The 13,791-nt window shown below is 73.7% G+C and carries 13 protein-coding genes; 10 read left to right on the forward strand and 3 right to left on the reverse strand.

Annotated features, from left to right (window positions below; translation table 11 throughout):
* Positions 1–128 precede the first annotated feature (128 nt).
* From AB0F29_RS05370 to dapD, 5 genes are read left to right on the forward strand one after another with little or no spacing between them, the layout of a single operon-like run.
* Positions 129–692 carry a MauE/DoxX family redox-associated membrane protein gene (locus AB0F29_RS05370; protein WP_361867598.1) on the forward strand — a complete coding sequence of 188 codons (564 nt, stop codon included), beginning with the start codon at positions 129–131 and terminating at the stop codon, positions 690–692.
* Positions 689–1,324 (forward strand): redoxin domain-containing protein, encoded by a 636-nt coding sequence (locus AB0F29_RS05375; RefSeq protein WP_361867599.1) that lies wholly within the window; start codon positions 689–691, stop codon positions 1,322–1,324. Before AB0F29_RS05370 ends, AB0F29_RS05375 begins: the two co-directional genes overlap by 4 nt.
* The gene (locus tag AB0F29_RS05380; protein ID WP_361867601.1) at positions 1,294–3,291 is read left to right on the forward strand and encodes an ABC transporter ATP-binding protein; all 1,998 of its coding nucleotides are present in this window, start codon (positions 1,294–1,296) and stop codon (positions 3,289–3,291) included. The genes AB0F29_RS05375 and AB0F29_RS05380 overlap by 31 nt, the downstream gene beginning before the upstream one ends.
* Positions 3,288–3,845: a S26 family signal peptidase gene (locus AB0F29_RS05385; protein ID WP_361867602.1), complete on the forward strand. Its 558-nt coding sequence runs from the start codon at positions 3,288–3,290 to the stop codon at positions 3,843–3,845. Before AB0F29_RS05380 ends, AB0F29_RS05385 begins: the two co-directional genes overlap by 4 nt.
* 9 nt (positions 3,846–3,854) lie before the next feature.
* On the forward strand, positions 3,855–4,853 hold the full coding sequence (gene dapD / locus AB0F29_RS05390; protein WP_361867604.1) for a 2,3,4,5-tetrahydropyridine-2,6-dicarboxylate N-succinyltransferase: 999 nt from the start codon (positions 3,855–3,857) through the stop codon (positions 4,851–4,853).
* Between the two features lie 5 nt (positions 4,854–4,858).
* On the opposite strand, the gene dapA is transcribed toward dapD, so the two are convergent.
* Positions 4,859–5,743: a 4-hydroxy-tetrahydrodipicolinate synthase gene (gene dapA / locus AB0F29_RS05395; protein ID WP_361867606.1), complete on the reverse strand. Its 885-nt coding sequence runs from the start codon at positions 5,741–5,743 to the stop codon at positions 4,859–4,861.
* 187 nt (positions 5,744–5,930) lie between these two features.
* Here dapA and AB0F29_RS05400 point away from each other — a divergent pair, with 187 nt between their 5' ends.
* Positions 5,931–6,614, forward strand: coding sequence for a DUF4232 domain-containing protein (locus AB0F29_RS05400; protein WP_361867607.1), 684 nt, complete (start codon positions 5,931–5,933; stop codon positions 6,612–6,614).
* Between the two features lie 30 nt (positions 6,615–6,644).
* Here the strand turns inward: AB0F29_RS05400 and AB0F29_RS05405 are convergent, their stop codons facing one another.
* Entirely contained in the window at positions 6,645–7,418 is a 774-nt protein-coding gene (locus tag AB0F29_RS05405) for a phosphodiesterase (protein WP_361867609.1), read from the reverse strand.
* A 169-nt stretch (positions 7,419–7,587) separates the two neighbouring features.
* Between AB0F29_RS05405 and AB0F29_RS05410 the strand changes: the two genes are divergently transcribed.
* From AB0F29_RS05410 to AB0F29_RS05425, 4 genes are all read left to right on the forward strand, one after another.
* On the forward strand, positions 7,588–8,304 hold the full coding sequence (locus tag AB0F29_RS05410; RefSeq protein ID WP_361867610.1) for an antibiotic biosynthesis monooxygenase: 717 nt from the start codon (positions 7,588–7,590) through the stop codon (positions 8,302–8,304).
* Positions 8,305–8,427: 123 nt separating this feature from the next.
* Positions 8,428–9,912 (forward strand): hypothetical protein, encoded by a 1,485-nt coding sequence (locus tag AB0F29_RS05415; RefSeq protein WP_361867612.1) that lies wholly within the window; start codon positions 8,428–8,430, stop codon positions 9,910–9,912.
* 619 nt (positions 9,913–10,531) lie between these two features.
* A complete protein-coding gene (locus tag AB0F29_RS05420) occupies positions 10,532–12,121 on the forward strand; it encodes a TROVE domain-containing protein (RefSeq protein ID WP_361867614.1) in 1,590 nt (529 codons plus the stop codon).
* A gap of 85 nt (positions 12,122–12,206) precedes the next feature.
* Entirely contained in the window at positions 12,207–12,431 is a 225-nt protein-coding gene (locus tag AB0F29_RS05425; RefSeq protein ID WP_032752687.1) for a hypothetical protein, read from the forward strand.
* 108 nt (positions 12,432–12,539) lie between these two features.
* Here the strand turns inward: AB0F29_RS05425 and AB0F29_RS05430 are convergent, their stop codons facing one another.
* Complete coding sequence (locus AB0F29_RS05430; RefSeq protein ID WP_361867616.1) at positions 12,540–13,769, reverse strand: TerD family protein; 1,230 nt, start codon at positions 13,767–13,769, stop codon at positions 12,540–12,542.
* Positions 13,770–13,791 lie beyond the last annotated feature (22 nt).

Raw genomic sequence — 13,791 nt, forward strand, 5'->3', positions numbered from 1 at the left:
CGCCGCCGGGGCGCTCGCGGTCAACCGTCCCGTTCCCACGGCGCCCACGGCTGAACCGACCCGCATCGCACCGACCGTGCCGCTCTGTCGGTGCCCCTCGCGGCCGCCCTCCTCAGAAAGGACACCTCGTGGAACTCGTCGTCTGGGCTGTCCGTGGCTGTCTGCTGCTGGTGTTCACGCGCTCCGTCCTCGGCAAGGTCCAGAACCCGGCCGCCTTCGCGGAGTTCACCGGGACCGTGCGAGCCCTGCGGCTCCCCGGGCCGTTGCCCGCCAGCTCCCTCGCCGCGCTGGTGGTGACCGCTGAGGCCGTCCTCGTACCCGCCTTCGCCCTGCCCGGCCTCCTCGCTCCGCCGACCGTACTCGTCGCCGGGCTCGGCATCGCCGCCGTACTGCTCGCCGCTTTCACCGCGCTGGCCGTCGCCGCCGCCCGTAGCGGCCGTCGGACGCCCTGCCGCTGCTTCGGCCGTACGACGACTCCGCTCGGCGCGGTACACGCCGTACGCAACTCCATCCTGCTGGCCGTGGCGGTCACCGGCCTCGTAGCCGTGGCCGTCGGCGGCCCGGGTACGGGCGACCCGGTGGCGGTGCTGACCGCCTCCCTCGCGGGCGCGGTCCTCGGCCTGCTCGTCACGGCCCTCGACGACCTCGTCACGCTCTTCCGTCCCCTGCCCCGAAAGGAAACCACCCCGTGAGTCCGCTCGCCGCCGCCGTCCTCGCCGTCGGAGCCCTGGCCTTGGTCGACCTCGTACTCACCGTCGGAGTCGTCCGACGGCTGCGGGAACACTCCGACCTGCTGCGACAGGCGTCGGCACCGGCCGCCGCCATGCCCGGAGGCATGTCCGGGATCGCGAGCGTCGGCACCCCTGTGCCCTCCTTCACCGCCGGCCCGTCCGACAGCCCCGTCACCGACCGGGATCTCACCGACGGAACCCTCGTCGCGTTCTTCTCGCCCACCTGCGAGCCCTGTCGCGACAAACTGCCCGGCTTCGTCGCCCGGTACGCGGACCGGCCCGAGGAGGCCCGGCAGGTGCTCGCCGTCGTCGTCAACGACTCCTACAGCTCAGACGAAGCAGGGGACCCGTACAGCTCACACGAAGCGCCGGACCCGCACGGGCCGGGCATGTCGGACGAGGACGCCGGATCGATGGCCGCCGCCCTGGCCGCCGTGGTGCCGACCGTCCAGGAACCCTTTGGCGGCCCGGTCACCACGGCGTTGGCCGTCAAGGCGTTTCCCAGCTGTGTACGGGTGGGGCACAGCTCTGACGGCGGTCTCGTGGTGACGGAAGTCGGCCGGTGGCCCCAGACCCCCGTCGCCGCCCGATGACCAGGCCCGCCCCCGCCGCCCGGCCCGACGACGAACCCGGCCACTCCCCGCTCCGTACCGTCCTGGTCGCCGCGGTCCGCCTGGCCCGCCGGGCGGCGCCCGCCACCCTGACGGGCTGGCTGCTGCTCACGGTGGCCGCGTCCGCCGCCCCGGTCGCCGCCGCCTGGACCCTCAAGACCGTGATCGACCGCCTGGTCGCCGCCCCCTTCGCCGGCGGCTCCCTCACCGGCCCGGTTCTGCTGCTGGTCGGATGCGGTGTCGCCCTCGCCGTCGTCCCCCAGTTCCTCCAGTACCTGCGGGCCCAGCTCGGCCGGGCGGTCGGGTTGCGCGCTCAGATCGAACTCCACACCGCCGTCGACCGGTTCACGGGCATCGGCCCCTACGAGAACCCGCGCTTCCTGGACCGGCTGCGCATGGCCCGTCAGTACGGCGGCGCCGCGCCGGTCGACGCGGTCGGCAGCGTCATCGGCACCGTCGGCGCGGTGGTGACCCTCACCGGATTCCTCGGCGCGCTCACCTTGCTGGGCCCCTGGATGGCGGCGGCCGTCCTGACCTCCGGCGTCCTCGTCCTCGGCGCCGAGATCGCGCTCAGCCGCCGACGGGCCGCCCTCGTCTGGTCGGTGGGCCCGGTGGAGCGCAGGGAGCTGTTCTACAGCGCACTGCTGACCGACCTGCGGGCCGCGAAGGAGATCAGGCTCTTCGGCCTGGGGCGCTTCCTCGGCGACCGGATGGTCGCGGAGCGCCGCACCTCGGACGCGGCGAAACGGAGCATGGACCGTCAGGAACTGGCCGTCCAGGCGGGACTCGCCCTGCTCTCCGCCCTGGTCGCCGGGGCCGGACTGCTGTGGGCGGTCTCGGCCGCCCGCTCGGGACAGATCACCGTCGGCGGGGTGACCGTCCTGGTCACCGCCCTGCCCGCGGTCCAGGGGGCGCTGGCCGGACTCGCCGTCGAACTCGCCACGGGCCACCACGCCCTCCTGATGTTCCGCCACTTCCTCACCGTGACCGACGCTCGGCCCGACCTGCCCGTACCCGCCCGGCCACGTCCCGTACCGCCGCTGCGCCACTCGGTGGAGTTCCGCGATGTGTGGTTCCGCTACGGGGAGGACCAGCCTTGGGTGCTCCGGGGCGTCGACCTGGTCCTGCCCGCCGGACAGGCCGTGGGCCTCGTCGGTCTCAACGGCGCCGGGAAGTCCACACTGGTGAAGCTGGTGTGCCGGTTCTACGATCCCGTCCGGGGACAGATCCTCTGGGACGGCGTCGACCTGCGCGAACTGTGCCCGCGTGAGCTGCGCCGCCGGATGGGGGCCACCTTCCAGGACTTCATGGAGTACGACCTGACCGCCCGCGAGAACATCGCCCTCGGCGACCTCACCGCACTGCAGGACCGCGACCGGGTGGCGGAGGCCGCCCGCGTCGCGGGAATCCACGACCGGCTGACCGGCCTGCCCCACGGCTACGACACCCTGCTGAGCCGGATCTTCTTCAGCGAGCGGGACAAGGACGACGCCACGACCGGAGTCGTCCTCTCCGGCGGACAGTGGCAGCGGCTCGCCCTCGCCCGCTCCCTGATCCGGGACGACGCCGACCTCCTCGTCCTCGACGAGCCCGGCTCCGGTCTCGATCCCGAGGCGGAGTACGAGATCCACCGCCGGCTGCGACGCCACCGGGCGGGCCGGGCGGGGCTGCTCATCTCCCACCGCCTCAACACCCTGCGCGACGCGGACGTGATCGTGGTCCTGGAGGACGGCCGGATCGTCGAACGGGGGCCGCACGCCGACCTGATGCGCCGTTCCGGGGTGTACGCCCGGTTGTTCACCCTCCAGGCCAGCGGGTACGCGCCCGACGCCGGTGCGCACGGCGCGGGGGCCTCCGTACCCACCCCGCCGGCCCGTGCCGCCGACGCGGGGCCGCTGCCGCCCGCCGACGTGGTGGCCGGAACCTCCCGGAGCGGAGGCCCCGCGTGATCGTGCGCCTCGCCCGCCGTCTGCTGCGGACCCGCCTGCTGGCCGTCACCGTCACCGGCCCGAGCATGGAACCCGCCCTCCACGACGGGGACCGCGTCCTGGTCCGCCGCCGCGCGCGCCGGGTGGCCCGCGGAGATGTCGTCGTCCTCGAACCGCCCCCCGGCGCGCGTGATGAGGGGCTCACGCACGAGGGCCTGATCATCAAACGGATCGCCGCCGGACCCGGCGACCCGGTTCCCGCGCTCATGGCCGAGCGGCTGGACGTCCCCCCCGGCTCGATCGTGCCACCCGGCCACTACCTGGTCCTGGGCGACAATCAGCCCGTGAGCGTCGACTCCCGTCGCTTCGGTTATGTCTCCCGCACTCTGCTGACCGGCAGGGTGATACGCCCCCTGCGTCGACACACCCCTGCGGTCCCGGCGGATCCTCCCGTCCTGGAGGTGAAGCCGGTGATGGATGTGGGGCGACCGTGCGGGGAGCGGGAGCGGGAGCGGGTGGCGGGAAAGGGGCCCCACGCCGGGACCGGTTCGCCCGAGCGGGCCCCGGCCCGTTAGGTTGCGTTCATGACCGACACGACTTCCCAGGGTTCTGCCCGCACCACCGGCGCCGTCGCCGCCGGCCTCGCCACCGTCGCCGGTGACGGCACCGTCCTCGACACCTGGTTCCCCGCCCCCGAGCTGACCTCCGACCCCGGCCCCGCCGGTACGACGCGCCTCAGCCCGGACGAGGCCGTCAACCGGCTCGGCGAGGGCGCCGCCAAGGCACTCGGCGTGGACGCCCGGCGCGGCGTGGAGGTCGTCGCCGTGTCCACGGTCATCTCCTCGCTCGACGACAAGCCGCTCGACGCCCACGACGCCTATCTGCGTCTGCACCTGCTCTCGCACCGGCTGGTCCGGCCGCACGGCCAGAACCTCGACGGGCTGTTCGGGCTGCTCGCCAACGTCGCCTGGACCTCGCTCGGCCCGGTCGCCGTCGACGACCTGGAGCGCGTGCGGCTCAACGCCCGCGCCGAGGGCCTGCACCTCCAGGTCACCTCGGTCGACAAGTTCCCCCGGATGACGGACTACGTCGCCCCCAAGGGCGTACGCGTCGCCGACGCCGACCGCGTCCGGCTCGGCGCGCACCTCGCCACCGGGACCACCGTCATGCACGAGGGCTTCGTCAACTTCAACGCGGGCACGCTCGGCACCTCCATGGTCGAGGGCCGCATCTCCGCGGGCGTCGTCGTCGGCGACGGTTCGGACATCGGCGGCGGCGCGTCCACCATGGGCACCCTCTCCGGTGGCGGCACGGAGCGCATCGTCATCGGCGAGCGCTGCCTGGTCGGCGCGGAGGCGGGCGTCGGGATCGCGCTCGGCGACGAGTGCGTCGTCGAGGCCGGTCTGTACGTCACCGCCGGCACCCGGGTCACGCTGCCGGACGGCCAGGTCGTCAAGGCTCGCGAGCTGTCCGGCGCCTCCAACATCCTCTTCCGCCGCAACTCGGTCACCGGCACCGTCGAGGCCCGCCCGAACAACGCGGTGTGGGGCGGCCTCAACGAGGTCCTGCACGCCCACAACTGACCCGTTCAGCAGGGAGCGAGAAGCTCCTCGTACGCCGCCCGCAGCCCGTCGGCCGCCTCGCGCCCGGCGGGCTGCAGCGGTTCCCGGACCGGTCCCGCGTCCAGGAGCGCCTTCACGGTGACGGTTCCGGGGAGGCCGCTCGCCATCATCAGTTCGGTGAGGCGCACCGTGAGCCCGTTGAGCCGGGCCGCCTCGTCGGTGCGGCCCGCGTCGAACGCGTCCAGCGGCGCCCGTACCTGGCGCGGGGCCACGTTCGCGACGGTGCTGACGTAACCCGCGCCGCCCACCGCGTACAACGGCAGGTTCAGTTCCTCGCAGCCCGAGTAGTACGCCAGCGAGGTGCGGGCCAGCACCTTCGTCGAGCCGAGCAGGTCCATGGAGCAGTCCTTCACCGCCACCACGCGCGGGTGCTCCGCCAGCCGCAGCAGGGTCTCCGGCTCGATCCGGGTGCCGGTGCGGCCGGGGATGTCGTACAGCATCAGCGGTAGTCCGGTGGAGTCCGCGACCCGCAGGAAGTACGTCTCGACGGCGGCCTGCGGCGGGCGGCTGTAGTACGGGCTGACCACCAGCAGTCCGTCCGCGCCCGCCTCCTCGGCCTCCCGCGCCAGGCGCAGGGTGTGCGCGGTGTCCGGGCCCCCGACGCCGGTGAGCAGCGGCACCCCGTCGCCGACCTCCGCCCGGACGGCCCGCAGCAGGGCGGACTTCTCGGCGCCCGTCGTGGTGGGGGACTCGCCCGTGGTGCCGCTGAGGACGATCCCGTCGCAGCCTTCCGCCACCAGGCGTGCGGCGTACGCACGGGCGGCGTCGCGGTCCAGGGCCCCGGTGGTGGTGAAGGGCGTGATCATGGCGCAGAGCGTGCGGCCGAAGGGGCGCGGTGCGGTGGCGGTCATGCCCGAAGTGTCGGCTCCCGGAACCCTGTAGGTCCACTTAGATCTTCTTGGGGTGACCGGCAAGGGACGCTGAACAGTCCGTAGGGGGCGGCTGCTCCGACACCACTTCTGACATGATCGAACGCACGGACGACGGGCCGCGGCGGTGGTCGTGGCGACGGCCGCGGCGAGAGGTGGGGGCATCGGCATGGGTGTGTGCGTACGCGGGCGGGCGCGGGTGCGCGGACGGGTCTCCGCCGTGCTGTCGGCGGCGGCGCTGACCGCGCTGACCGGCTGCTCCGGATTTCTCGTCCCGGCCGGCGAGGGCGAAGAACCGGACCCCGCCCCGTCCGCCTCCGCGCCCCGCTCCGGCATCGTCCGCGCCGAGACGCTGCCCCCGACCCCCGCGCCGGCCTACGGGGAGACGGCGCGGAGCGGCCCGGCCTCCACCCCGCCCGGGACCCCGCCGGAGAAGTGCCCCGCCTCCGGCGCCGTGGTGACCATGGGGGAGGTGCTGACCGCGATGATGAGCCGTGCGGTCGCCCTGACCCTGACCAACTGCGGCTCGAAGCCCTACCGGGTCGACGGCTACCCCTCGGTCCAGGCGCTCGGCGAGGACGGCGAACGCCTCCCCGTGAAGGTCAACCCGGCCGGCTCGCAGTTCGGCCGCGACCGGGGCCCCGAGGCGCTCACCCTGAAGCCGGGCGGCACCGCACGGTCGATGCTCGCCTGGGTCTCCACCCAGGAGGGCGGCGAGCTCGTCATGGCCGACGCCCTGGAGCTGGCCGCCGCCCCCGACGCGGGGGCGCGGGTCTACCCGCTGGAGGGTCACGACATCCGGTACATGGACGAGCTGAACATCACGGCCTGGCGGGCCGAGCTGCCCGAGTGACCGGTCCCGGGGCGGGGCCCGACCGGTCCTTCAGCCGTCGCCCACCGGCACGGTGTGCGTGACCCAGCCCGCGCCGGGCGGCCCCGCCGGCAGGACGTGCAGCAGAAAGGCCGCCGGCTCGTCGGGATAGCCGGGCACACCCTCCCGCAGCGCCAGCCCGCTCTGCCGGTACGTACTCGGCGCGACCGCCACCGTGCTGCCCGCGAAGGGCGCCGTGACCTGGCGGTGCACATGGCCCGCCAGCACCCGCACGACCCGGGGGTGCGCGGCGACCACCTCCGCCAGCGCGGGGCCGTCCGCCAGGCGCATCGCGTCCAGGAACGGAATGCCGACCGGAACCGGCGGATGGTGCAGACAGACCAGGGCCGGTACGCCGGGGCGCCGGGAGAGGTCCCGGTCCAGCCGGGACAACTGCGCGGGACCCAGCCGACCGCCCGGCGCGCCGGCGACCCGCGAGTCCAGGACCACCACGGTGAACGCCGGGTGCTCCACCGCGTACGACGTCAGCGTCCCCCCGCCCAGGAAGCGCGTCCCGCCGAACGCGCCCACGAGGGCCTCCGGCACGTCGTGGTTGCCCGCCACCAGACGCAGCGGCAGCGGGAACGCGCCGACCTCCTCGCGCAGGGCCGCGTACTCGCCCGGCTCCCCGCGTTCGGTGAGATCACCGGTGATCACGACGCAGTCCGGGAGCGGGTCCAGGGCGAGCACCCGGCGCAGGGCGGCCCGCAGCCCGGCGGCGGGGGCCGCCGCTCCCGGACCGGTCGTGAGGTGCGGATCGCTCAGGTGCGCCACCGAGAGGGTCATGCCCCCACCCTTCCCCGGCCGGCTCCGGCCGCACCCGGCGCCGCTCACGCCCTGGGCGAACGGGGCGCGGGCGGTGCCAGGCGCAACAGCCTTGACCTCAACCGGACTTGAGGTGTCACCGTGGTGATCGCGACGCACCGACCGGCGCGCGTGACGAAGGGAACCCGCCATGACCACGCACCTCACCGACCGCCCCGACCCGGCCCGCACCGATGCCCGGATCGCCAAGGCCAGCACCTGGAACGTCGGTACACCGCAGCGGCAGCGGGAGGCCGTCGACGCCATCCGGAAGGCATGGGAGAGCCGGGAATGGCCGCACCCCGGGCTGCTCTCCTACAGCGTCTACGCGGGGGAGGACGGCGCGACCCTGCTGCACTACTCCCAGTGGACCGGCGAACAGGCCTACCAGGACTTCGTACGGGAGAGCCGTGACGCCCGCAACGCCGAGATCGACGCCGCCGTCCCCGGCGTCGAACGCCTCGGACTGCGCACCTACGAGCTGTACCGGTCCAGCCTCCGGGCCGAGGGCGACACCCGGGAGACCGGCTGCCTCGTCATCGTGGACGTCGAGTTCGACGGGCCCGACCCGGCCCGCCAACGTGCCTGGGTGAACACCGTGTTCGAGGCGCTCGGCGAAGAGGCCGGTCTGCCCGCCGGCGGCATCTCCGCGCACTTCCACGTCAGCACCGACGGCACCCGGGTCCTCAACTACGCCGAGTGGGAGAGCGCCGAACACCACATCGCCGCCCTCGCCGCACCCGGGGAGGGCGTCGGCTCCCCGTCCCCGCACTGGGAACGCGTCCAGAACTACCCGGGCATGACCGGCGGCGGCGGCGTGCACCGCCACACCCCCGTGCTCAGCTTGGAGCCGGGCGCGGGCGCATAGGGGTGCGGCGGGGCGGTATGTGGCGAAGCGGCGGGCGGTACGCGGCGCATTGCGTCTAGGCTTGGGCGGCTGAACCGCGTACGCACTCCGTATGCCCCGAGCACGCACCGAGGAGAACCCCCGATGTCCGCAGAGCGCCCCTCCCTGCCGCCGGTGCGGCTGAACACCGAGGCCGAACTGGCACGGGACGCGCTCGCCGCTCCGCTGTTCGTCCGCGCCGTGAAGCTCGCCCGCTGGGCGGGCCCGGACACCCGGGTCGGGGCCGGCGGCGAACTGGTCGAGGACCAGCTTCCCGCAGCCGCCGAGCACCTCGCCCTCCCGGCGGACGAGGACGGCGCCGCGTACGCCAGCGAGGCCTGGCGGCTCGCCGTGGACACCGGCCTCCTCGACGTCACCGACCCCGAGGAGAGCGAGGACGACGAGGGCGCGGACGGCGAGGGCGAGGGCACCGTCACCACCGGCGAGAACCTGGCCCTGCTCACCGGCGGCTCCCCGCAGGACGTCCTGTCCATCTGGCTCGACGGTCTCGACGCCGTGCACGCCGACGCCACCGCGCCCGTCCTGGACGACTTCGCGGACCTCGTCGGCGAGGACGGCTCGATCGACTTCGACGCCCTGGAGTGGGACCCGGAGGCCGAGGCGGAGTTCCTCGACGGCGTCCTCGGCAACCTCTACCTGCTCACCCTCGCGGACAACGGCGCGGGCGAGGGACCGGTCCCGCTGCCCGCACTCGCCGCGTCGATGATCGTCCCCGACGACATGGGCGAGCCCACCGACGACATCCTGGAGCAGGTGTCCGAGGCGATGATGCGCCTCGACGACCAGTTCCGGCTCCTCGAACCCATCGGGATCGTCGAATACCACCCGGTCGACGAGGCGTTGCTGGTCGAGGAGGGCGAAGCCGCGGACGACTCCGCCGGGGCCGACGACGAGGACGTCACCCGGTACGGCATGGTCAAGCTCACCCCCCTCGGCCTGTACGGCATCCGGGCCCGGATGCTGGAGGCCGGGGTGGACGCCCCCGCGGTCGGCGACCTCGCCGGCAAGGGCGCCGACGTCCTCCTCGACGGCATCGCCCACTACCCGGAGCCCGCTGCCCGCGCCGAGGTCAAGCTCTGGCTCGCGGGATACGACGCGGAGGGCGCGGTGGCCGCGGCGGCCGAGCTGCTGGCCGCCGCGCGCGGCACGGACGAGGGCGCGCCGCTGCGCCGCCTCCACTGCCAGCAGGCCCTCGCCCTGGCCGGCCCCGGGGCGGAGCCCGCCGTACGCGCGGTGCTCGGCGACCCGGAGCTGGGCGGCCTGGCCCGCGTCTGGCTCGCGGAGCGCGGCGCGGCCGACGTGCCCGCCCCGCCGGAGGACATGATCTTCTGGCTGGCCATCGACACGATCGCCGCCCAACTGGACGCGGACGGCGAGCTGGACGAGCTCCAGGGCCTGGTCGAGGGGCTCTCCGCGCAGCACAGCGGCTTCTTCGACGAGGTCTGGCGCGTCGACCACCCGGCCACCGCCGATGTGCTGGAGGCCATGGGCCGGCTGCACAGCGACAAGAAGGCGGCCAAGGACGCCCGCAAGGCGGCGTTCAAGGCCCGCTCGCGCGCGGGCGGTTGAGGGGCGGGAGCGCCGGGGCGGGGGCGTAGCCCAGGTCGAGAGCGCTGCTCTTACCAGGCAGATGTCGGCACCCAGCCGCATCACAGGCCCCGCACCGGCGCGGCCCTGTGGTGGTACGCCGTACCGCCTTCGTGCCGACGCGGGCGTGCCGGCCGGACGGGTCCGCGGCGAGGTCCCGGACGTCGGCGACCCCCCAACCGCGCCGCACCGCACCCCGGTTCACGTCTGCCACCGGTCGCCGCGGGCTCGCCCTCTCTCGGAGGGCGGGGCGAGGGCCGGGGCAGCGGCCGGGATCGGGGCCGGCGAAAATCCTTCGCGTGCGACCGGACCGTTCCCTAAGGTCATGGACATGCACCTCCCGGTGCGAAGGCGGCGGCTCCTTCCTTTCCCGAAATGTGCCGCAGCCACTGATGATCTCGGGAGGCGCGAGCGCCGGGGTGCCCGGTGCGCAGGCGACGGATACTTCTGGATCAGAGGGTCGCGGGTTCGAGTCCCGCCCGGCTCCGGCCGGTAGCTCAGTCGGTCAGAGCATCTGACTGTTCTCCGTCGCCGACTCCTGATCTCGGGCACCCCGTTCCGCCGCCGCGTCCTTCCCCAGGAATTCGGGGGAATTCTTCTCATGACCCGTTTCAACTTCCGTACCCACAGGTCCCGGCCCGCCGGTTCCGTGCCCACCTCACCCGTCGCGACGACCGGCGCGCTCGCGCCCAACCACCAGGGCGGCACCGGACACGCTCGCGACGCCCGATCCGAGCTCTTCCTGCTCGCCGTCGCCAACTTCGTGGCCCAGGACACCTACTACGAGGGCGGGGACCAGCGCGACGACAGGTTCGCCACGCTCGTGCGCCGCCTCGCCGTGGAGGACCCCACCTGGACCGCGGGGCTGCTCCACTGGCTGCGCCGCGACGGGCGGATGCGGACCGCCTCGCTGGTCGGCGGCGCGGAGTACGTGAAGGCGCGGCTGTCCGCAGGCTGCACCGGGGGACCCTCGAACCGCCAGGTCATCGACTCCGTACTGCTGCGGGCCGACGAGCCGGGCGAACTGCTCGGCTACTGGACGTCCCGCTACGGGCGAGCCCTGCCCCAGCCCGTGAAGCGGGGCATCGCCGACGCCGTGCGCCGCCTCTACACCGGACGGGCTCTGCTGAAGTACGACACCGCGTCCAAGGGCTACCGCTTCGGCGACGTACTCAATCTCGTGCACGCCGCGCCCGACCCCGCCAAGCCCTGGCAGGGCGAGCTGTTCCGGTACGCGCTGGACCGCCGGCACCGGCCGGAAACCGCCGTGCCGCCCGCAGCCGACCGCACTCTGAGCGCCCACCGGGAGCTGATGGAACTGCCGGTCGCCGAACGTCGCACCGTCGTCACCGGAGCCGGCGGCGCGGAGCGGCTGGCCGAGGCCGGCCTGACCTGGGAGGCGCTTGCGGGCTGGCTGCAGGGCCCGATGGACGCGGCGGCCTGGGAGGCGGTGATCCCGTCGATGGGCACCATGGCGCTCGTCCGGAACCTCCGCAACTTCGACGAGGCCGGTGTGCGGGACGAGGTCGCGGCGAGCGCCGCGGCCCGGATCAGCGACCCGGAAGCCGTCGCCGCGTCGGGTCAGTTCCCCTTCCGCTACCTCGCCGCGTACCGGCACGCGCCCTCGCTCCGCTGGGCCCACCCGCTGGAACGGGCCCTCGGACACTCGCTGGGCCAGGTACCCGCGCTGCCGGGCCGCACCCTGGTCCTGGTCGACCGGTCCGGGTCGATGGGCGCGCCGCTCTCCGAGCGCTCCCGGCTGAACCGGGCCGACGCCGCGGCCGTCTTCGGCGCGGCGCTGGCGTTGCGCTCCGCCGACGCTGACCTGGTGCAGTTCGGCACGGGCAGCGCGCCGGTGGCCTTCCGCAGGGGCGAGTCCGTGCTCCGGGTCCTGGACCGCTTCGGGAACCTGGGCGGCACGAACACGGAGGAGGCGGTGCGACGGCACTACCGGGACCACGACCGGGTACTCATCGTCACCGACGAGCAGGTCGCGTACACGCGCCGTGGCGACGCGACCCGCAGCGTTCCGGACACGGTGCCCGTCTACACCTGGAATCTGGCCGGATACCAGCTCGGCCACGCCCCGTCCGGCGAGGGAAACCGCCACACGTTCGGGGGTCTTTCCGACGCGGCGTTCGGCATGGTTCCGCTGCTGGAGGCGGGAGGAAGCGCTGACTGGCCGTGGTGAGCGCTGATTACGAATCCGGCACGTCTGGGGCCTTGGGCACCGACGGGCATGGCGTAGGGCCTTCGCAGGGCGCATACTCGACTTAATGAAACAGTCAGCCCGGCGTCACCTGCCTTCCAGTCCCTTCAACCGCCCGGCCCAGGAGGCCCCACCGGTCGAATGCTTCGATGTGGGCGACAGGGTGTCGCACGACCAGTTCGGGCTCGGCAGGATCCTTGCTGTCGAGGGCGACAACGATGCAGTCCTCATCGACTTCTCGGGGCGACAGGGAAGGATCCTGAGCCCGTACTCCAAATTGACCAAGCTCTGAGACGCGAGACGAGCACGAGCAGCGTCCGTCTTCTCCGGACCCGGGGCGCCTGAATCACTTCAGGCGCCCCGGACTCCGTTGCGCCCCTCCGGAGAGGGCCCACGGCGGCTACAGGGACTTGGCGGCGGGCTTCACCATGCCCCGCACGGTGCGCGACTTCACGAACTCGCCCATCCCCGTCATCTCCCACTCGCCGGTGAACTGCTTGATGAGCTTGGCCATCATCACGCCGGTCTGCGGCTCGGCGCCGGTGAGGTCGAAGCGGACCAGCTCCTCGCCGGACGCGTCGTCGATCAGCCGGCAGTAGGCCTTGGCCACCTCGTTGAACTTCTGGCCGGTGAACGAGTTCACCGTGAAGACCAGGCCGGTCGCCTCGGCGGGGATCCGGCCGAGGTCCACCATGATCACCTCGTCGTCGCCCGCGCCCTCACCGGTGAGGTTGTCGCCGGAGTGCTTGATCGCCCCGTTCAGGATGGTCAGCTTGCCGAAGTAGCAGCTGTCCAGGTGGTTGCGGTTGGGGCCGTAGGCGATCACCGACGCGTCCAGGTCGATGTCCTTGCCGCGGAACGCGGGCTCCCAGCCCAGGCCCATCCTGACCCGCGAGAGCAGCGGTGCGCCGCCCTTGACGAGGGACACGGTCTGGTTCTTCTGGAGGTTGACCCGGCCCTTGTCCAGGTTGATCTTCCCGGAGCCCGCGGGCGCGGCGGGGGCCGCCGGGGGAGCGGCCGGGGCGGCCGGGGCGATCCGCGGGTCGACGGGGGCGGCGACCGGAGCGACCGGGGCGGCGGCGACCGGAGCGGGGGCAGCCGGAGCCGGAGGGGCGACCGGGGCCGCGGGCTCCTCGACCGAGACGCCGAAGTCCGTGGCGATCCCGGCCAGCCCGTTCGCGTACCCCTGGCCGACCGCGCGGGCCTTCCAGGCCCCGTTGCGCAGGTAGATCTCGATGATCACGAGCGCCGTCTCGGCGCCCAGCTGCGGCGGGGTGAAGGTGGCGAGCGCGCTTCCGTCGTCCGCGTTGCGCACGGTGGCGGTGGGCTCGACGCCCTGGAAGGTCTGGCCCGCGGCGTCGGGGCTCGCGGTGACGACGATCTTCTCGATGCCCGGCGGGACGGCCGCGGTGTCCACCACGATCGCGTCGGGCGCGGAGCCCCCGCCGGAGCGGTAGGTCACGCCGGGGCCCGCGGGCTGGTTGTAGAAGATGAAGTCGTCGTCGGAGCGCACCTTGCCGTCGGCGGTGAGCAGCAGGCCCGAGACGTCGAGCCGCACCGGAGCGGCGACGTCCACCGCCACGCGGGCGGCGGAGAGAGGGATGTTCGAGCCGGGGGTCATTGCGGTCATGCACGGGGTAACGAACGACCCG

This window comes from Streptomyces sp. NPDC026589 (assembly GCF_040638385.1).
Lineage (GTDB): Bacteria > Actinomycetota > Actinomycetes > Streptomycetales > Streptomycetaceae > Streptomyces.

What these genes read in the sequence shown, in the direction of transcription:
- dapD (WP_361867604.1), top strand. Translation starts at nt 3,855, where the DNA reads ATGACCGACACGACTTCCCAGGGTTCTGCCCGCACCACCGGCGCCGTC.
- dapA (WP_361867606.1), bottom strand. Translation starts at nt 5,743, where the DNA reads ATGACCGCCACCGCACCGCGCCCCTTCGGCCGCACGCTCTGCGCCATG.
- AB0F29_RS05400 (WP_361867607.1), top strand. Translation starts at nt 5,931, where the DNA reads ATGGGTGTGTGCGTACGCGGGCGGGCGCGGGTGCGCGGACGGGTCTCC.
- AB0F29_RS05405 (WP_361867609.1), bottom strand. Translation starts at nt 7,418, where the DNA reads ATGACCCTCTCGGTGGCGCACCTGAGCGATCCGCACCTCACGACCGGT.
- AB0F29_RS05410 (WP_361867610.1), top strand. Translation starts at nt 7,588, where the DNA reads ATGACCACGCACCTCACCGACCGCCCCGACCCGGCCCGCACCGATGCC.
- AB0F29_RS05415 (WP_361867612.1), top strand. Translation starts at nt 8,428, where the DNA reads ATGTCCGCAGAGCGCCCCTCCCTGCCGCCGGTGCGGCTGAACACCGAG.
- AB0F29_RS05420 (WP_361867614.1), top strand. Translation starts at nt 10,532, where the DNA reads ATGACCCGTTTCAACTTCCGTACCCACAGGTCCCGGCCCGCCGGTTCC.
- AB0F29_RS05425 (WP_032752687.1), top strand. Translation starts at nt 12,207, where the DNA reads ATGAAACAGTCAGCCCGGCGTCACCTGCCTTCCAGTCCCTTCAACCGC.
- AB0F29_RS05430 (WP_361867616.1), bottom strand. Translation starts at nt 13,769, where the DNA reads ATGACCGCAATGACCCCCGGCTCGAACATCCCTCTCTCCGCCGCCCGC.